Below are 15,722 nucleotides of genomic sequence, written 5' to 3'. Positions count from 1 at the left end.
TTGGGTACAAAGTTATTTTTTATCCAGCATTAAAACTATGCCGCTTAAAACGTTAGTAAAAGCCGGAAACATCACCAACCTGAGCGATGCCCGCTATTTTGCAGGAATGGGGGTGGACCTGTTGGGGTTTTCGGTTGTCGAAGGGACACCGCATTATATGGAGCCAAAACTTTACCAGGAAATCCGGGGATGGGTGACAGGACCTTCGGTGGTGGCCGAGATCTATGGCCTTCGCCGGAAGGAGGACCTGGAGCGGATCCTGGAGGACTATAAACCCGATTACGTAGAGTTGTCCCCTGCTGAGCTCAAATTGTTCGATGCCCTCCCCTTGGCTTTTATTCTCCGGGTCGACCCGGGAAATGTGCCCACGCAGGCTTCCCTGCAGCCGTCCTACCTGCTTCAGCGATACGACACGGCGGTGGCCTCTCCTTATCCTTCATTGCTTGCCATAGAAACCAAAGAAGACCTGGAGCGTGCCCTCCACGATCCCATCATGAAAGGCATCGCCTTGAATGGCAGCGCCGAGATCAGACCCGGGTTGAAAGATTTCGATGCCCTGGCTGCGATCCTCGAGGAACTGGACGCAGATTAGGCCGTCTGCGTTTTGTTCACCACCACGTAAGTATGCAGCGGCGCCGCAATGGCGTTCTTTTCAAATGCCGTCTTCAGCGTTTCCTGTAGCTCAAAATACACGTCCCAATAATGACCGGTCTCCGCATAGGGCCTCACGGCGAGTGTCACCATGCCGTCGGCTACTTTCAGGATATTGACCGTCGGTTTGGGATCCTTCAATACATGAGCATTTGCGATCATGGTGCTTTCGACGACCTGACGCACTTTTTGCATGTCGTTATCCGGTGAAATGCCCACGGTGATGTCCACGCGAAGGGTTCCATGTTTGGAATGGTTGACGATAGTGCCATTAGAGACCGCTCCATTGGCGAGGATCACCGTCTTGTTTTCGCCGGTTAACAAGATGGTGTTGAAGATCTGGATCTCCATGACTACGCCCGTTTGTCCCTGGGTTTCGATGATGTCGCCCACCTTGAAGGGCTTGAACACGAGAATAAGAACGCCGCCTGCGAAGTTAGCGAGCGAACCTTGCAACGCCAGGCCTACAGCAAGGCCCAAGGCACCGATCAACGCCACAAACGATGTGGTCTGAATACCCAGCATACCGGCAACGGTCACCAACAACAGAATCTTTAATCCCACGCTTACCATGCTGCTAAGAAACGACTGCAGCGACACGTCGAAATGGCGTCGGTTCATGGACTTCCCGATGACGCGCGAGAGCCAGTTGGTGACGTAGAGACCAATGATAAAAACGAGCAATGCACCCAATACTTTGGGGCCAAAGACGATGATCCAATCCGTGAGGGCTTTGGTGTAGGTGTTTACTTGTTCCATAACGAGAGGGTTTTGTGTTCACTAAAAATACCACATCGTGGTCTATTTAGCCTCCTCAGACGGGCCGAGCTTTCATCGAAAGGCTATGAATGGCTCCGGGAATAACCATTAAACCCCAGTCAATTTCATTTGTCGTTGCTTGTTCTCAAGCATGTTGACGAGAAAGTGAACCCGTTTGGGATGGGATGAGAAAATTTCTTTATGAGGAGTAACTTTCCAGTGATCAGCCTTTCATTTCCTGCCGGAGGCTGTCCAATGCTTTGGATATGATGTTGTACACCGAATCCACCTGCAGTTCCATGATGGACGCGATGTCGGCATAGTTCAGGTCGTTGTAGAATTTCAGGAAGAGCGCTTCGCGTTGGCGGCGGGTGAGCTTTTGCAAGTTACGCTTTAGCATTTCGCTGCGCTCGGTCTCCAGTTCCTGCTGCTCGAGGGTATGTTCAAAGGGTAGTGTGATCTCGAAGCTGTGCCGTGAATTCGCATCCAATGAGATCAGGAATCGCCTGCGCCAATTCAACTTCTTCAACAACAGTCGACGGAAGGATTTGAAGAGGTAGGAGCTGATCGAGTATACATCGGGCAGGGTTTTACGCTTTGCCCAGAAAGAGGAGAATAGTTCTTGCAGGCAGTCCAGCACCAGGTCGCGGTCGGCGCAATAGTGCATGCCATAGTTGAAAAGCTTGGGGGTGTATTTATTGTAGAGCATGGAAAAGGCCAGCTCATTGTCCTTGCGGAAATTTTGCCATAGGTAATGATCGTCCAGGATCAGTCCTTTTCCGGCGGAACCGGAGGATGGGTCTTTGGGTAAATCGGTGTGTGCGTTAACAAACATACACAGCGTGCATAGGTGGTTTTGGTTATCCTGAATGTAGCATTTATTTGATAACAACCGATTGAAATGCGCAAAAAATGATTTTTCTCAGCGCAAATCCAATGGCAACCTGTAATGGATGCAGTCCTTCACTTTGTAGCGTTGGTTGACAAAACGGAACCAATTTGGCAACCGTGCCTCTTCCACCAGGCCGCTTTTCTCCAGCACCCGGGCAGAGGCGACATTCTCGGCGTCGACGAAGCTTTGAATGCGGTATACACCATATTGATCCCGCAGCAGCAACATCATGGCACGGCACACTTCGGTGGCATAGCCCCTGCCCCACTGCGACGGGCTGAAGATGTAGCCGAACTGCAATTTCCCGTCTTCATTGATCACCCCAAAGCTGCCGATAAGGCGGTTGCTGTCTTTCAAACGGATGGAAAAGGAATAATCCGTTCCGGCGTCCCATGCGGCCACGGCGTAGCGGAGAAAGGATTTCGTGTCGGTGAGCGATTCGTGGGTGGGCCAGGAAATGTAGCGGGTGGCTTCCGGCTTGCTGGCGTAGGCGTAAAAAATTTCCTCTGCATCTTCGTATCTTAGCCGCCGGACCGATAGGCGATCCGTATGAAAATGTTCGGGCAAGTCCAGTCGAACCATGGTTTAAAGAAACGCTAAATGGGCAAAGACAGCAATATCGTCCACCAGTATTTCCGGAAAGAATTCGACGGGATGATCATTCTCGTGAAGGTCAATCCCATTCAGTGGACGGGAACGGAACTCACGCTGCTTCCGTCAGGAAAGGTGGAGCGGCGCGAACTTGAATTCGGTGAAGACATCCTGGAGGATCTGAAAGTGGATGGTTTCGAGGGGGCCAGTGCCATGGAATTTAATTTATATCTCTCAGGGCTAGTGGGATAGCCGCTTCCGCGGGATTTTTGCAGCGTCTGTTTGTCAATTAGGTACTGCCCGTCGTATCTTTGCACCGGCAAATCGGCACGACCAGCTCCTGCTGAACTCCCCCAGGACCGGAAGGGAGCAAGGGTAGGCGGTTGTAGCGGTGCGATGTTCGGTTTGCCATTTTTTTCTCCCCATCCCAATCCAGCCTTTCGCCCGTTTTTTTCGGCAGATTTCTTAAATCATGCTTACCTTTAGGCGTAAAGACGGTATGCCTCCTCCGACCTGTGGCCACCGTAACGAACTGTAAAAACCAATAAATACACATGAAATTTTTCATCGACACCGCAAATCTGAACGAAATCAAAGAAGCCTATGACCTCGGCGTCCTGGACGGCGTAACGACCAACCCCAGCCTGATGGCCAAAGAAGGCATCACCGGCACAGAAAATATCCGCGCCCACTACAAGGCCATTTGCAAGATCGTAGACGACAACGTTAGCGCCGAAGTGATCTCCACAGATTTTGACAACATCATCAAAGAAGGTCGCGAACTGGCGAAGATCGACGATAAGATCGTCGTAAAGGTCCCCATGATCAAAGACGGCGTGAAAGCCATCAAGAAATTCAGCAGCGACGGCATCAAGACCAATTGCACCCTCGTGTTCTCCGCAGGCCAGGCCATCCTCGCCGCCAAAGCCGGTGCTACCTATATGTCGCCTTTCATTGGCCGTCTCGACGACGTGGGACAGGATGGCATGGAGCTGATCGCCCAGATCGTGAACATCTATAACAACTACGGCTTTGAAACCCAGATCCTCGCCGCATCCATCCGTCACACCATCCACTTGCTGCAATGCGCCGAGTTGGGTGCCGACGTGGTGACCTGCCCGCTGAATGTGATCACCGGCCTGTTGAAACATCCGCTCACTGATGCCGGCCTGGCAAAATTCCTGGCCGACTATAAGAAAGGCAACGGCTAAGCTTTTGCCCCGGCGGAGTATATTGAAATAATCACCGCCACCATACGTTACAATTAAGTGGATACCGAAATGTTCTCTACCGACCCGGTCGTGCGCGTGCTCGACGCCAGCATTTTCCAGGACCATCATACGGTGCTGGGCAATATCTCTTTTAATATAGAAAAGGGTGAGTTTGTTTACCTGGTGGGCCGCACGGGCTCCGGCAAATCGTCGCTGCTCAAAACGCTGTATGCCGATCTGCCGCTGCGTTTGGGGGACATTGATGTTTGCAATTTCAACATCCGGGGCATAAAACCCGGTGAGGTCCCCTTGCTGCGACGCAGGCTCGGCATCATCTTCCAGGATTTCCAGCTCTTCAACGACCGGAGTGTCGGCGAGAACCTCATGTTCGTGATGAAGGCCACCGGCTGGCGCGACAACGTGAAGATGCGCGCGCGAACCTCGGAAGTGTTGATGCAGGTTGGACTGGGATCGGTGGAAAAGAAAATGCCGCACCAGCTTTCCGGTGGTGAGCAGCAACGCGTCGTGATTGCGCGCGCGCTGCTGAACGAACCCCAGATCCTGTTGGCCGATGAGCCGACGGGGAACCTGGACCCGGAAGTTTCGGGAGGCATTATGAAGATCTTTCAACAGATCAACAAAACCGGAACGGCGGTGCTGATGGCCACCCACAGCTACGGGCTGATCAAAAAATTCCCGGCGCGGGTTCTCAAGTGTGAAGAAGGAAAAGTGATGGATTCGGCTGAGGCGCCTTTTGAACTGATGACCGAATTCTGATCCCACGGAATACGAACTTTCAAAAAAGAAAAACCCCGCAGGATGCTGCGGGGTTTTCTTTTATCGGAATATCCTGATGTTCTATTTCAATTCGTACGTGATCTCCATCACCTTCACCACTTCACCCGAACGGTTTTTGATGGACGAGAAGCTGGAGCGCACGTTGACAATCTCTCCTTTCCGGTTGATCCGTTTGAAGGTTCCCTTCTTCGGGTAGCCGGCAGCAAGGTCTTTCCAGAATTGACGATACTCGTCGCTGTTCTTGTCGTCCTTGGTGGCGAAGACGCGGTGGTGTTCGCCCATCACGTCGTCTTGCGTATAGCCAAACAAGTCGAGGAAGTTGCTGTTCACTTTGGTAAGGGTGCCGTCGATGCTGTAGTCGGCCACAGACAGTGATCCATGGATGGCCGACAACGTGCTGTCGGTCTCCGCCTGGCTGCGTTGCATTTCCTCCTGCGTAGCCTGGAGTTCTTCCATGTTCTGGCGCATCTCCTCTTCCTGGGCGCGCATCTGCTCGGTCATTTCCTGTGACTCTTCCAGGAGGCGTTGCGTGCGGGCGTTGATCTTCACAGTCGAGATCGTGGACGCGATGGTCTCGGCGATCTTTTGTACAAATTCCATTTCAAAATCGTGGAAGATGTTGAAGGACGCAATCTCCACGACGCCGAAGATCTGGTCGTTCACTTTCAGCGGCACGATGAGCACACTGGTGGGATTGGCGTCGCCCAACCCGGAAACGATCTTGATATAGTTTTGAGGGACTTCGGTCAGGTAGACCATGTCGCCTTCCTGCCACGCCTGACCGGCCAGGCCTTCGCCACGGTAGATCTTGTGGTTGAGGAATTTCTTTTTATCCCAGGCATAGCACGCCTTCATCGACATGGTGGGCTCTTCGTTGTCATCGACATCGTCGATGATGTAGAGGGCGCCTTGGTTGGCTTTGAGGTATTTCACCAGGTTGCCCACAATTTCGTCGGAGAGCTTGCCGAGGTCGTTGGTGTTGGTGCGGAGGATCTCGCCAAACTTGGCCATCCCTTCCGTTGCCCAATTTCGTTTCTTATCGTCTTCGGCCACCTTCGACAGGTTGTTGCGCATGTTGATCAGCGCGTTGCCGAGTACGTCGTGTTCGCTAAGGGGTTTGAATTCGGTCTGATAATTTCCGTTACCGATATTTTCCGCAAAGAGACTGGTGGCTTTCAAACCGGTCACCAGGTTATCCATGGCGATGGCCATGTCGCCGATCTCATCGTTGCTGAAGTTGGTTTGCTTCTCTTCCACCAACTCGCCTTTGCCGAGTTTGACGACCACATTTTTCAGGAAGTTGACGGGCTTGGTAATGGCCCTGCGCAAGAAGAACGCGCTGAACAACCCAAGGATGATAATACTGGTTCCCAGAAAGAGCGTGTAGTTTCTCAGGCTCTTGATCGAATCTTTGATGTCGCTGTCGGACAGGGCCGTCACCTGGTCTTGCTTGGCGGCCACGCGGTTGATGCGGGCGAGCAGGTCGGTGGTGCGGGGGATCACCTGGCTTTCGATGGCGTCTTCCGCCAGCAGCTTGGTGAGCGGATCTTCGTAGTTTTCAAACGACTGGAGGTTTGCCATGATCGACTCTTTCTGCACGTTGAGCAGGGTGTCGAACTTGAGGAAGATGGTGTCCATCCACTGCTTCTGGCTATCGCTTTCCCAGGTGCTTTTCAGCTCGGTGATCTTTTGTTTGAGCGCCGGGTAGTCGTAGTCTTGCAATTGGCGCAAAGCATTCTTGTCGTCGGCATTGGTTTGGAGATACACCCAGTTGGTCACGAGCATTTTGGAGCGGATGACCATGGTGCCGAAATCCTTGATGGCCGATTGTGAGGGGCGGTAGTTTTTACTGGAGCTATTCACAACGTTATCGATGACATCGCCTTTCCAGATAACGATCACCACGATAACAATAAACAGGGCTATAAGTGCTAGAAAACCAGCGAGTATTTTATTCCCGATGGTGAGTCGAAGTCGTGACTTCTTCTTTTGTGTTTCTTCCATAAGTTGAGTTAGATCAATATCGCGAGGCGGGTTAATTCGTTGCTGACCTTGAGTCCTTGCTTGTTGACGGTGGCCTGGTTCAGTTCGAACGCCAGTTTACCGTCTTTCACAATAAAATTAATATTGCTTCCCTTGGCACCAAGACCTTGCTCTTCGGTGACGATGAGGATGGGTTGTGAGTTAACCTTGTCCATCACTTCGGTGATCTGGGCGGCGTGGTCGGCGGGAACAAACAACATGTTGCACTTTTTGATTTCGGCCGGACTCTTGATCTTGGTGACCTTGATGTTGCGGTCGCCTACTTTTTTGGCGGAGGCCAGTGCTTTCAATTCGGCGATGATGGGAGAATCGCCCAACACCAAGATTTCGAAGTCGCCCTGATTGTAGGCATCCGGCCATTGCACATAGCGGGTGAAGCTATAGATGAAGACGGAGTGCATTTTGTAATTCTGTGAAAAAGCCGGAAGAGAACTTACAGCCAGAAAAAGCACAATAAAGGGGACTTTTCTCATGATCGGTAATTATACTGTTTCTTTGAAGAGCATGCAAAAATATACCCGCTTCGAACGCAAAATGTGTTCAATTTAGGGCTTTTCTGACATCGGGTAAGGATTGTCATCGTTTCGACAGTTTTTATGCTTTTCAAGGGCTTTTATGCTCCGGGCACACAGCGTATTCCCGCGTATCTGCTCCGACCCAAGCCGGCCACGGATAAGCTAAGTTAGCAAACCGCGGCAACGCTACACGGAAACGGCCCTGATTTTTTATTGACGGTAAACCCGTATCTTTTCCTTACCATAACACCCTTGAAAAAATATGTGTCGACTCATGGCCTACCTGGGCACGCCCATTGTCATTGACAAGCTGCTGTATCAACCCAAAAACTCTCTCGTCAACCAAAGCATCAACGCCCGCGAACTGGAGGAGCCACTTAATGGCGACGGTTTTGGTATTGGCTGGTATGTTCCCGAAGTGTACGCCGAACCCGTCACGTTCGTGTCGGTGAGCCCTGCCTGGAGCAACCGAAACCTGCGCAACCTTGCCCCAAAAATCCGCGCGCACTGTTTTGTGGCGCACGTGCGGGCCGCCAGCGTGGGCGAAGTGTCGGAGTCCAACTGCCACCCGTTCCAGTACAAGAACCTGCTCATGATGCACAACGGCGGCGTGGAGAACTTTGCGCGCATCAAGCGAAAGCTTCGCGAACCCCTGAGCGACGAGTTGTACAACTGGATCAAAGGCCAAACCGACTCGGAACACCTCTTCGCCTATTTCCTGAACTACCTGTTCGATCACCACAAAACCATCAGCCCCGAGGCGGTCATCGACGCCTTCGAACACACGTTCATGACCCTGAAGAAGCTCATGGCCGAGAATGGCATCGAAGAGGCCGCCTATCTGAACATGGTCGTCACCAACGGGCTGTTCACGGTGGGCACACGCTACAACACCAGTCCCGGGGAACCCCCGCTCACCTTGTACCATTCCGAAGGCAGCCGCTACGTGGTGGAAGACGGCATCAGCCAGATGGTGGCACCGGAAGACGACGACCACGCTGTGCTGGTGGTGTCCGAAAAACTAACCGACGATGCCTCGTGGACCCTCATTCCCGAAAATCATTTTGTCGTGGTGGACCCAACCCTCACGGTACGCATCATCCCCATTAAAGCCTGAGCGGAGCGCATTTTACCGCCACTAAATTTATCCTTAGCTTCGCGAAAAAAAAGTACGTGCAATACGACGTTATCATTGTAGGTGGCGGTGCTGTTGGCCTGGCCACGGCCTTGCAATTGAAGAGCGGATCACCGGCTTTGAAGGTGGTGGTCATCGAAAAAGAAACCGTGGTGGCCAACCACCAGACGGGCAACAACAGCAATGTGATCCATTCGGGTATTTATTATAAGCCCGGCAGCCTGAAGGCCACGAACTGTATTCGCGGCTATCACCTGCTGATCGACTTTTGCCGCCAACACGAGATCCCGTTCGAACTGTGCGGCAAGGTGATCGTGGCCACCAGCGAAACCGAACTCCCCTACCTGAAAAATATCTTCGACCGTGGGCAACAGAACGGGCTGGCCAACCTGAAGATGCTGAATGCCGACGAACTGAGACACTACGAACCCCACGTGGCCGGCATCGCGGGCATCCACGTGCCGCAAACCGGCATTGTCGACTATCGCGTGGTGGCCGAAAAATACGCCCAGGTTTTCCAGGAACGGGGCGGCGAGCTGCGGCTTGGAGAGAAAGTGCTCGACGTTCAGATGGGGAATGACAAAGTGGTGGTGGTTACGCAAAAAGCCAGCTACACGGGCAAGCTGATGGTGAACTGCGCCGGACTTTATTCCGACAAGATCGCAAAACTCACCTCCTCGAAAGTAGATGTGAAGATCATTCCTTTCCGGGGCGAATATTACAAACTAAAAAAAGAAAAAGAATACCTGGTAAAGACGCTCATCTATCCGGTGCCCGACCCGAATTTTCCTTTTTTGGGCGTGCACTTCACCACCATGGTGGGTGGCGGCGTAGAGTGCGGACCAAATGCGGTGCTGGCTTTTGCCCGGGAAGGGTATAAAAAATCGACCGTCAATTTTTCGGAACTGGCCGAAACGCTGGCATGGCCAGGATTCCGGAAGGTGGTTGGCAAATATTGGCGCACAGGCCTTGGCGAAATGCAGCGTTCCTATTCCAAAGCGGCCTTCACCAAGGCCCTGCAAAAATTGATGCCCGAAATTCGCGAAGAAGATCTCATCGAAGGCGGCGCCGGTGTTCGGGCCCAGGCCTGCGACCGAACGGGTGGGCTATTGGACGACTTCCTGATCCTGGAGGACAAGCAGGTGATCAACGTCTGCAACGCACCCTCCCCCGCTGCCACATCGTCGCTGGCCATTGGGGAGACGGTGGCAAAGTGGGCACAGAGCCGGTTTTAAATTTTTAGTACAAACAAAAAAAGCCGTGAATTTCTTCACGGCTTTTTTGATATGTTCCTGTTTTATTAAGGCGTTGTCACCTTATCAAAAACCAATTGCAAGGTTACGTCGACGTTTTGACGATACTGATCCAGGTCGTCCGGGTGCGCATTGGCCCAGGCGGTTGTCAGCGTATCGGTCACGGCATCCGGCAGTAAGGTAAAGGTCTCCGATTTGGAGAGCACCATTGCTACACTGGTGATATCACCTACGACGGTAAAATCCTCTTCCGGAAATTTCGTCGTATCGGTCGGTTTTATCGTCACAGCCGTTCCTTCTTTTGTCCATGCACCTGTTTCGGAGACATCGGGATTGGCAATGAGGTCGTATTTCCGCGTATAGGTTTTGTCGTTTGCGAAGGTAATGGTCAGTCCTTCTTCAGCAGCAGAATAATATTGATCAAAAGCAAAATTATCAAAGTTTGAAAAATTAGCGGGCACGTCGGTCAACCTGTAAACATCACGTTTCCAGGTACCCACAATAGGGTCTGGTGCCGGTTCATCATCTTTATTACAGGAGGCAAAAACCAATGGAAACCCTACCAACAGCAGCAATCCCCGGTAAAAATTTCTTTTCATAGTCTCTCTTTTAAATGTTAGGTATTCTAAATGTAGCAATTGTCCCTACAATTTAAAAGTTGGACGTCTTCAAATTTCCATCCCTGGTCTCTATTTCTGTTGGAATGGCGGTTTCCCGCATTGCAATCCGTTGAGGGCGACCATCCTAAACCATGCGGTTCGCCGAGGCATGCTTTTTTTCGCGTTGTGCTACTCGTATTTCAAGGTTTCGGCCGGATTGGTCATGGCGGCCTTCACGGCGTGGTAGCTCACGGTGACCAAGGCTACGGCCAGGCCGATGAGCATGCTGACGGCAAATAACTCCCATCCCAGTGTGATTCGGAATTTAAAATCCGCCAGCCACCAATGCGTCATCACGTACCATGACGCCGGAATGGCGCCTACAAATGCGACCAGGGCCAGCATCAGGTACTGGCGATTCAACAGCACAAAAATATGGGCGAGGGTTGCTCCCATCACCTTGCGAATGCCGATCTCTTTGGTGCGGTTCACGGCGTTTATGCCCGACAATCCAAACAGTCCCAAACAGGCGATGAGGATGGCGAACGCCGTAGACAATCCCATAATGCCCATCCAACGCTGATAACTTTCATACTGGCGCGCCACATCTTCGTCCAGGAACGTATAGTCGAAAGGTTTTTCGGGTGAAAGCTCCTTCCAGGCGCTGCGCAGTTTTTCGACAGTAGCCGGGAGGTTGGCAGCGCTCACCTTGACGAGCATGGTGCCCAGGTATCCGACGCTCTGCTTATCCATCGAAAGAAAAAGCGGCTCGATGTCCTTTTCGAGGGAAAGGAAATGATAGTTTTTCACCACGCCGATCACTTTAGCCCCCACCCCGACGGAGTCTTCTTTCCAATTCAGATATTCGTTCAACGGGTCGGACCATTGCATGTCGCGCACGAGCGCTTCGTTGACGACCACCGCGCTGGTGTCGGAGGGAATGCGGGCATCAAAATTTCTTCCCATCACCATTTCCACTCCGAGTGTGCGGAGGTAGTAGGGATCAACGGCATAGACATACGCCGATTTGTGTTCGCCGTTCACCTTGTAGCCATAGTGCGACCATCCCTGGTTAAAGGAAATGCTCGTGCCGGCCACCGATACCACCGAGGGCTCTTGTTGCAAGCGGGTGCGGAAGCGTTCCACCATTTTGTTGGCGTCTTCGCTCCAACTGGTTTGGGTGGGAATGACCAGGAGTTGGTCTTTGCTGTAGCCGAGATCTTTGGTAGTAACATATTGCATTTGCCGGTACATGATCACCGAACTGATGATGAGAAAAGCCGACAACGCAAACTGGAGCACCACCAGCGGCCGGGTGAAGCCCGCCTGCAGCCTGGCCGTGAAGCTTCCCTTCAACACCTGCGCCGGCCGGAAGCCGGAAAGGAAAAGCGCGGGGTAACTTCCCGCCAACACCCCCACCACTAGGGTGATGGAAGCACTCGCGCCCAGCAACAGACCCGCATCGCCCAGCCCAATCCGGATGCTCTTGCCTGTAAATTCATTGAACGCTGGGAGAAACAGGAACACGAGGCCCAATCCCAGGAACATCGAAACAAAAGCCAGCATCAAAGACTCCAACCCAAACTGGTAGACCAACTGTTTCTTCTGGGCGCCCACAACTTTGCGCACCCCTACTTCGGTGCGCCGCGCGGTAGAGGTGGTGAGCGCCAGGGAAACGTAGTTGATGCAGGCGATGATGAGAATGAGCAAGGCAATGCCGCCGAGGATGAGCGAGTATTGCGGATCGCTCACCTTGTCCCACGAGACGGCGGTGTTCATATGCATGTCGGTGAGCTTAGAGAATTGCAGTTCGAATATTTTTATATCCGGAGAAACGTTTCCCTCCTTGCGCCATTTTTCAAGACGGTCGCCCATGTGCTTCTGGACCACGCGTTCCAATTTGGCGGAAAGGTTGGTCAGGTTGGCCTGGTCGTTGAGACGGATAAACGTTGGAAATGAAAAGTTTCCCCACTTTTCTCTGTCCCGTTCAAAAAAGGGCCGCTGCGTGATGGGCATCAGCACCGTGAAGGTAATGCTGGAATTTGCCGGAGGCGCCTCGATGACGCCCGTGACGGTCAAGGTCTTCTCGCCGTTGTTATCCATCGAAATGGTCTTTCCCAGCGGGCTTTCGTCTCCGAAATATTTCCTGGCCACGGCGGGGGTCAGCACAATCTCGTCCGGGGTTTGAAAAAGTTTGTCGGGGTTGCCTTCGCGCAGGGTGAAGGAGAAGACTTTGAAGAAACCGGGGTCGATATAGCTGAGTTGTTCGGTGAAGATCTTATCCTGGTAGCGCATGATGCCGGACCCTGAGGTCAGACGCGTTCCGCATTCCACTTCGGGAATCTCGTCAAGCACGGCGGGTAAGAGACCGGCCGGCAGGTATGCCGAGCGTTGGTAGGGTTCTGCCGGATCTTTTTCCCAACGATTGTAGCTCTTCTCTTCCAGTCGTAGAATATGATCTTTGTGGGCGTGAAATTGGTCGAAACTTCTTTCGTCTCGGATGTAGAGACAGATGAGCACACAAAAAGCAATGCCAATGCTGAGGCCGAAGGCATTGATGAAAGAATACAATTTGCGCTTAACGATGTTGCGCCCGGCTACTTTCAGATAATTGTGAAGCATTGGAATGGTGGGGTTGAGGGTTCATGCTTTGTGAAAGTTACGATAGGGATTGATTTTTTCGGTGATGCTAAAGTCAGGATGTAGTGAGTTGTTAAAAAGTTGTAGTGAAAGGATGATGATTATACCCCCAGGCGCGGGAGATACGTCGTTGCTTATTCGTGGCGCAGGCTGTCGACCGGGTTTCTAAGGGACACTTTGATTACCTGGAAACTCATCACCAGTAGGGCAAACAGCAGCATAGCGGCCAAGGGGGTTATAAAGAACCATGCCTTCAACTCCATCCGGAACGCATAGTTTTCCAACCACCGTTGCACCCCCCAATACAACACGGGGACGGCCGCGGCATAGGCGATCGCGATCAGCAGGATAAAATTGCGGGTGAAGAGATGGATCAGGTTTAGCGCTGAAGCCCCCAGCACCTTCCGGATGCCAATTTCTTTTGTGCGCTGCACGACGGCAAAGGCCGTTAGACCAAACAAGCCCATGCCGGCTATGAAAACGGCCAATCCCGAAAAGAAAAGCATCACATCGCTGAATCGTGTGTCGTATTGATATTGTTTGTCGTAGAAACTATCGAGGAAAAAATATTGGAACGGATACTCCGGAAAATGCTGGTGCCAGACCTGCTCCACATCCGCGATGGCGCCGGTCATATCGCCCGGTTGGAGTTGCAAAGCGTAGTACGATAATGCCCTGGGTTGGAGTATGAAATACAGGGGTTCGAGATTTTCTTTCAGCGAAAGCTGGTGATACGAGTTCACCACGCCGATGACCTCGTAGTCGGCTCCCCAGTACGTTTGAATGTGACCGTGTACCGCCGACGCGGCGTCTTTGAAGCCCAGCCGGTGCACGGCGGCTTCGTTCAGGAGTACGGCGCGGCGGCCTTCATTGCCGCGGTCGGCCGGGATGTCAACGGAAAAGTTGCGCCCTGCCAGCAGGTGGAGACCGAGTGTTTTTACAAAATCATAGTCCACGCCCACGGCCTTGAGACGATAGGCTTTCTCCGGATCGATGGCCATGGCCTTGAACTCCGTGCCCCAGTTCACCGTCTGCCCCGGCAGATGCGAGAGCGTGGCTGCGTTCCCGACCAGGGCCGATTGACGAAGGGCCTGCTTAAAGGCCTCTGCTTTTTGCAAATACGTCTCGTCCACGACATATCCACCGGCAGAATCGGACCATGTCTCTTTATCAAAATTCAAGGCTTTGATGATCAACACCTGGTCCATATTGATGCCCAGTTCGCGCGATCGCATGAACGACAACTGGCGATTGGCCACCACCGTGACCACCGTCAGCACCAGGGCCATGGAGAATTGAAACACGACCAGAAATTTTCTAAGGGCCACACTCCCCTGCTCGCTCTTGCCTTTCAAGGCCTGGACGGGATAATAGGAGGCGATGACATACGCCGGGTATCCACCCGAAACCAGCGTGCTCACCGCGGCGAGGGCAGCGAGCAATATCACGACGTTTCCGTCCACCCATCCGCTGATGGCCTGGGGCATGCCTACAAAGGCGGCGAAGTACGGAAAGGCGATCATCACCATCGTTATGGCCGCAAAAATAGAGATCAGATTGTAGAGCGCTGCTTCGGTGAATACTTGCATCCACAAACTTCTCCGTGTTGCGCCCATCGCTTTGCGGATGCCCACGGCGCGGATCTTCTCCGCCGCGACGGCGGTGGACAGGTTTATATAATTCACCCACGCCAGGGCCAGGATGACGAGGGCCAGCAACGCCAATGCGTAAACCCAAACGCCGCTGCCATTCGCGTCGAGCTCGTATTGCAGGTGCGAGAACAGGTGGATGTCGCGCAACGGTTGCAGTTGGAAGGTGCTCACCTGGCCGTAGTCGTCACGGTTCACTTTCAGTCCGTTCTTTTCACGCGCCAGGCGGTTCAGTTGCGTCGCCACATTTTCGGGCTTAGCGTGGTCGCTCAACACGGCGTACAATTGTCCACCCCAGGTCCAGAAGGTGTTGTCTTTTTGGGTTAGATTGGTCGGGTCGGCCGCGCGCAACAACAGATCGAAAGCGAAATGCGCGTTGGGCGGCGTATCTTTTGTGATGCCGGTGATGACGTAGCGGTATTGTGCTTCGCCGTCGTTGGTGGTCAACACTTTTCCGAGCGCGTCGTTGTCGAAGTAGCGGCGGGCCAGCGTTTCGGAGATCACGGCTGAGTATTCGCGGGAAAGCACCTGCGCCGGATCGCCATGGAGCAAGGGAAAAGAAAATACGTCAAAAAAATGAGCATCTGTGTTAAAGCCTTTGAACGACTCCAAGGGTATTATTTTTTTATCGTTCCCTTCATAGCGGATGAACAATTGGTCGGAGTCGAATCCGTAGATGGACGTGGCCGCCTGCACATCGGGTAAGTCTGTCTGCACGGCGTTTCGGATGCCATCATAGGTGTTGGTTTCTTCGGCGATCACCTCCTCCTGCAGGGTCACCCGGGTCGCGACGCGATAGGTGTTGTCGGCGTGAACATGAAAGTTATCATAGCTAAACTCAAACCGGACGTAGGCGAGGATCAGGAGCCCGACAGTCATTCCGATCGACAAACCCAGGACGTGAATCAACGTGTGGGACTTGTTCCTGAAGAGGTTGCGACAGGCCAGTATGAAGTTGTTTCTTATCATAAAACAGATTTTTGAAG

General features: G+C 52.6%; 14 protein-coding genes and 1 other RNA gene. 7 read left to right on the top strand and 8 right to left on the bottom strand.

Features of this window, described 5'->3' with window-relative positions:
* The first annotated feature begins 37 nt into the window (after nucleotides 1–37).
* Complete coding sequence (locus tag BUB30_RS26050) at nucleotides 38–592, top strand: beta/alpha barrel domain-containing protein (RefSeq protein ID WP_073140399.1); 555 nt, start codon at nucleotides 38–40, stop codon at nucleotides 590–592.
* Here the strand turns inward: BUB30_RS26050 and BUB30_RS26045 are convergent.
* The 3 genes from BUB30_RS26045 to BUB30_RS26035 form a co-directional block, all read right to left on the bottom strand.
* Nucleotides 589–1,410, bottom strand: a complete 822-nt coding sequence (locus tag BUB30_RS26045) for a mechanosensitive ion channel family protein (RefSeq protein ID WP_073140396.1) — start codon at nucleotides 1,408–1,410, stop codon at nucleotides 589–591. The two genes, BUB30_RS26050 and BUB30_RS26045, sit on opposite strands and share 4 nt — an antisense overlap.
* 223 nt (nucleotides 1,411–1,633) lie before the next feature.
* Nucleotides 1,634–2,245, bottom strand: a complete 612-nt coding sequence (locus BUB30_RS26040; RefSeq protein WP_073140393.1) for an RNA polymerase sigma factor — start codon at nucleotides 2,243–2,245, stop codon at nucleotides 1,634–1,636.
* 87 nt (nucleotides 2,246–2,332) lie between these two features.
* On the bottom strand, nucleotides 2,333–2,884 hold the full coding sequence (locus tag BUB30_RS26035) for a GNAT family N-acetyltransferase (RefSeq protein ID WP_073140391.1): 552 nt from the start codon (nucleotides 2,882–2,884) through the stop codon (nucleotides 2,333–2,335).
* Nucleotides 2,885–2,902: 18 nt separating this feature from the next.
* Here BUB30_RS26035 and BUB30_RS26030 point away from each other — a divergent pair, with 18 nt between their 5' ends.
* The 4 genes from BUB30_RS26030 (at nucleotide 2,903) to BUB30_RS26015 (ending at nucleotide 4,881) form a co-directional block, all read left to right on the top strand.
* Nucleotides 2,903–3,145, top strand: coding sequence for a hypothetical protein (locus tag BUB30_RS26030; protein ID WP_073140388.1), 243 nt, complete (start codon nucleotides 2,903–2,905; stop codon nucleotides 3,143–3,145).
* A gap of 66 nt (nucleotides 3,146–3,211) precedes the next feature.
* Nucleotides 3,212–3,306: signal recognition particle sRNA small type (gene ffs, locus BUB30_RS26025), an RNA gene on the top strand.
* A 141-nt stretch (nucleotides 3,307–3,447) separates the two neighbouring features.
* The gene (gene fsa / locus BUB30_RS26020) at nucleotides 3,448–4,104 is read left to right on the top strand and encodes a fructose-6-phosphate aldolase (RefSeq protein ID WP_073140385.1); all 657 of its coding nucleotides are present in this window, start codon (nucleotides 3,448–3,450) and stop codon (nucleotides 4,102–4,104) included.
* 69 nt (nucleotides 4,105–4,173) lie between these two features.
* The gene (locus BUB30_RS26015; RefSeq protein WP_073140382.1) at nucleotides 4,174–4,881 is read left to right on the top strand and encodes a cell division ATP-binding protein FtsE; all 708 of its coding nucleotides are present in this window, start codon (nucleotides 4,174–4,176) and stop codon (nucleotides 4,879–4,881) included.
* 81 nt (nucleotides 4,882–4,962) lie between these two features.
* Here the strand turns inward: BUB30_RS26015 and BUB30_RS26010 are convergent, their stop codons facing one another.
* Both BUB30_RS26010 and BUB30_RS26005 read right to left on the bottom strand, forming a co-directional pair.
* On the bottom strand, nucleotides 4,963–6,906 hold the full coding sequence (locus tag BUB30_RS26010) for a GAF domain-containing protein (protein ID WP_073140379.1): 1,944 nt from the start codon (nucleotides 6,904–6,906) through the stop codon (nucleotides 4,963–4,965).
* Nucleotides 6,907–6,914: 8 nt separating this feature from the next.
* On the bottom strand, nucleotides 6,915–7,418 hold the full coding sequence (locus tag BUB30_RS26005) for a YfiR family protein (RefSeq protein WP_073140376.1): 504 nt from the start codon (nucleotides 7,416–7,418) through the stop codon (nucleotides 6,915–6,917).
* A gap of 304 nt (nucleotides 7,419–7,722) precedes the next feature.
* On the opposite strand from BUB30_RS26005, the gene BUB30_RS26000 reads away from it, so the two are divergent.
* Together BUB30_RS26000 and lhgO are read left to right on the top strand one after the other, a co-directional pair.
* Nucleotides 7,723–8,577, top strand: coding sequence for a class II glutamine amidotransferase (locus tag BUB30_RS26000; protein WP_073140374.1), 855 nt, complete (start codon nucleotides 7,723–7,725; stop codon nucleotides 8,575–8,577).
* A 56-nt stretch (nucleotides 8,578–8,633) separates the two neighbouring features.
* Nucleotides 8,634–9,830 (top strand): L-2-hydroxyglutarate oxidase, encoded by a 1,197-nt coding sequence (lhgO, locus tag BUB30_RS25995; protein ID WP_073140371.1) that lies wholly within the window; start codon nucleotides 8,634–8,636, stop codon nucleotides 9,828–9,830.
* A 65-nt stretch (nucleotides 9,831–9,895) separates the two neighbouring features.
* On the opposite strand, the gene BUB30_RS25990 is transcribed toward lhgO, so the two are convergent.
* The 3 genes from BUB30_RS25990 to BUB30_RS25980 all read right to left on the bottom strand — a co-directional run bounded on the left by BUB30_RS25990 (nucleotide 9,896) and on the right by BUB30_RS25980 (nucleotide 15,705).
* Nucleotides 9,896–10,447: a lipocalin-like domain-containing protein gene (locus BUB30_RS25990; protein ID WP_073140368.1), complete on the bottom strand. Its 552-nt coding sequence runs from the start codon at nucleotides 10,445–10,447 to the stop codon at nucleotides 9,896–9,898.
* Between the two features lie 189 nt (nucleotides 10,448–10,636).
* Nucleotides 10,637–13,069 (bottom strand): ABC transporter permease, encoded by a 2,433-nt coding sequence (locus BUB30_RS25985; RefSeq protein WP_073140365.1) that lies wholly within the window; start codon nucleotides 13,067–13,069, stop codon nucleotides 10,637–10,639.
* Nucleotides 13,070–13,221: 152 nt separating this feature from the next.
* Nucleotides 13,222–15,705: an ABC transporter permease gene (locus tag BUB30_RS25980; RefSeq protein ID WP_073140362.1), complete on the bottom strand. Its 2,484-nt coding sequence runs from the start codon at nucleotides 15,703–15,705 to the stop codon at nucleotides 13,222–13,224.
* Nucleotides 15,706–15,722 lie beyond the last annotated feature (17 nt).

This window comes from Chryseolinea serpens, assembly GCF_900129725.1.
Classification (GTDB): domain Bacteria; phylum Bacteroidota; class Bacteroidia; order Cytophagales; family Cyclobacteriaceae; genus Chryseolinea; species Chryseolinea serpens.
The sequence above is the reverse complement of the archived record's forward strand: the minus strand, read 5'-3'. Positions and strand labels throughout refer to the sequence as shown.

Coding starts and splice junctions, on each gene's coding strand:
- BUB30_RS26050 (WP_073140399.1), top strand. CDS start 38: ATGCCGCTTAAAACGTTAGTAAAAGCCGGAAACATCACCAACCTGAGC.
- BUB30_RS26045 (WP_073140396.1), bottom strand. CDS start 1,410: ATGGAACAAGTAAACACCTACACCAAAGCCCTCACGGATTGGATCATC.
- BUB30_RS26040 (WP_073140393.1), bottom strand. CDS start 2,245: ATGTTTGTTAACGCACACACCGATTTACCCAAAGACCCATCCTCCGGT.
- BUB30_RS26035 (WP_073140391.1), bottom strand. CDS start 2,884: ATGGTTCGACTGGACTTGCCCGAACATTTTCATACGGATCGCCTATCG.
- BUB30_RS26030 (WP_073140388.1), top strand. CDS start 2,903: ATGGGCAAAGACAGCAATATCGTCCACCAGTATTTCCGGAAAGAATTC.
- fsa (WP_073140385.1), top strand. CDS start 3,448: ATGAAATTTTTCATCGACACCGCAAATCTGAACGAAATCAAAGAAGCC.
- BUB30_RS26015 (WP_073140382.1), top strand. CDS start 4,174: ATGTTCTCTACCGACCCGGTCGTGCGCGTGCTCGACGCCAGCATTTTC.
- BUB30_RS26010 (WP_073140379.1), bottom strand. CDS start 6,906: ATGGAAGAAACACAAAAGAAGAAGTCACGACTTCGACTCACCATCGGG.
- BUB30_RS26005 (WP_073140376.1), bottom strand. CDS start 7,418: ATGAGAAAAGTCCCCTTTATTGTGCTTTTTCTGGCTGTAAGTTCTCTT.
- BUB30_RS26000 (WP_073140374.1), top strand. CDS start 7,723: ATGTGTCGACTCATGGCCTACCTGGGCACGCCCATTGTCATTGACAAG.
- BUB30_RS25990 (WP_073140368.1), bottom strand. CDS start 10,447: ATGAAAAGAAATTTTTACCGGGGATTGCTGCTGTTGGTAGGGTTTCCA.
- BUB30_RS25985 (WP_073140365.1), bottom strand. CDS start 13,069: ATGCTTCACAATTATCTGAAAGTAGCCGGGCGCAACATCGTTAAGCGC.
- BUB30_RS25980 (WP_073140362.1), bottom strand. CDS start 15,705: ATGATAAGAAACAACTTCATACTGGCCTGTCGCAACCTCTTCAGGAAC.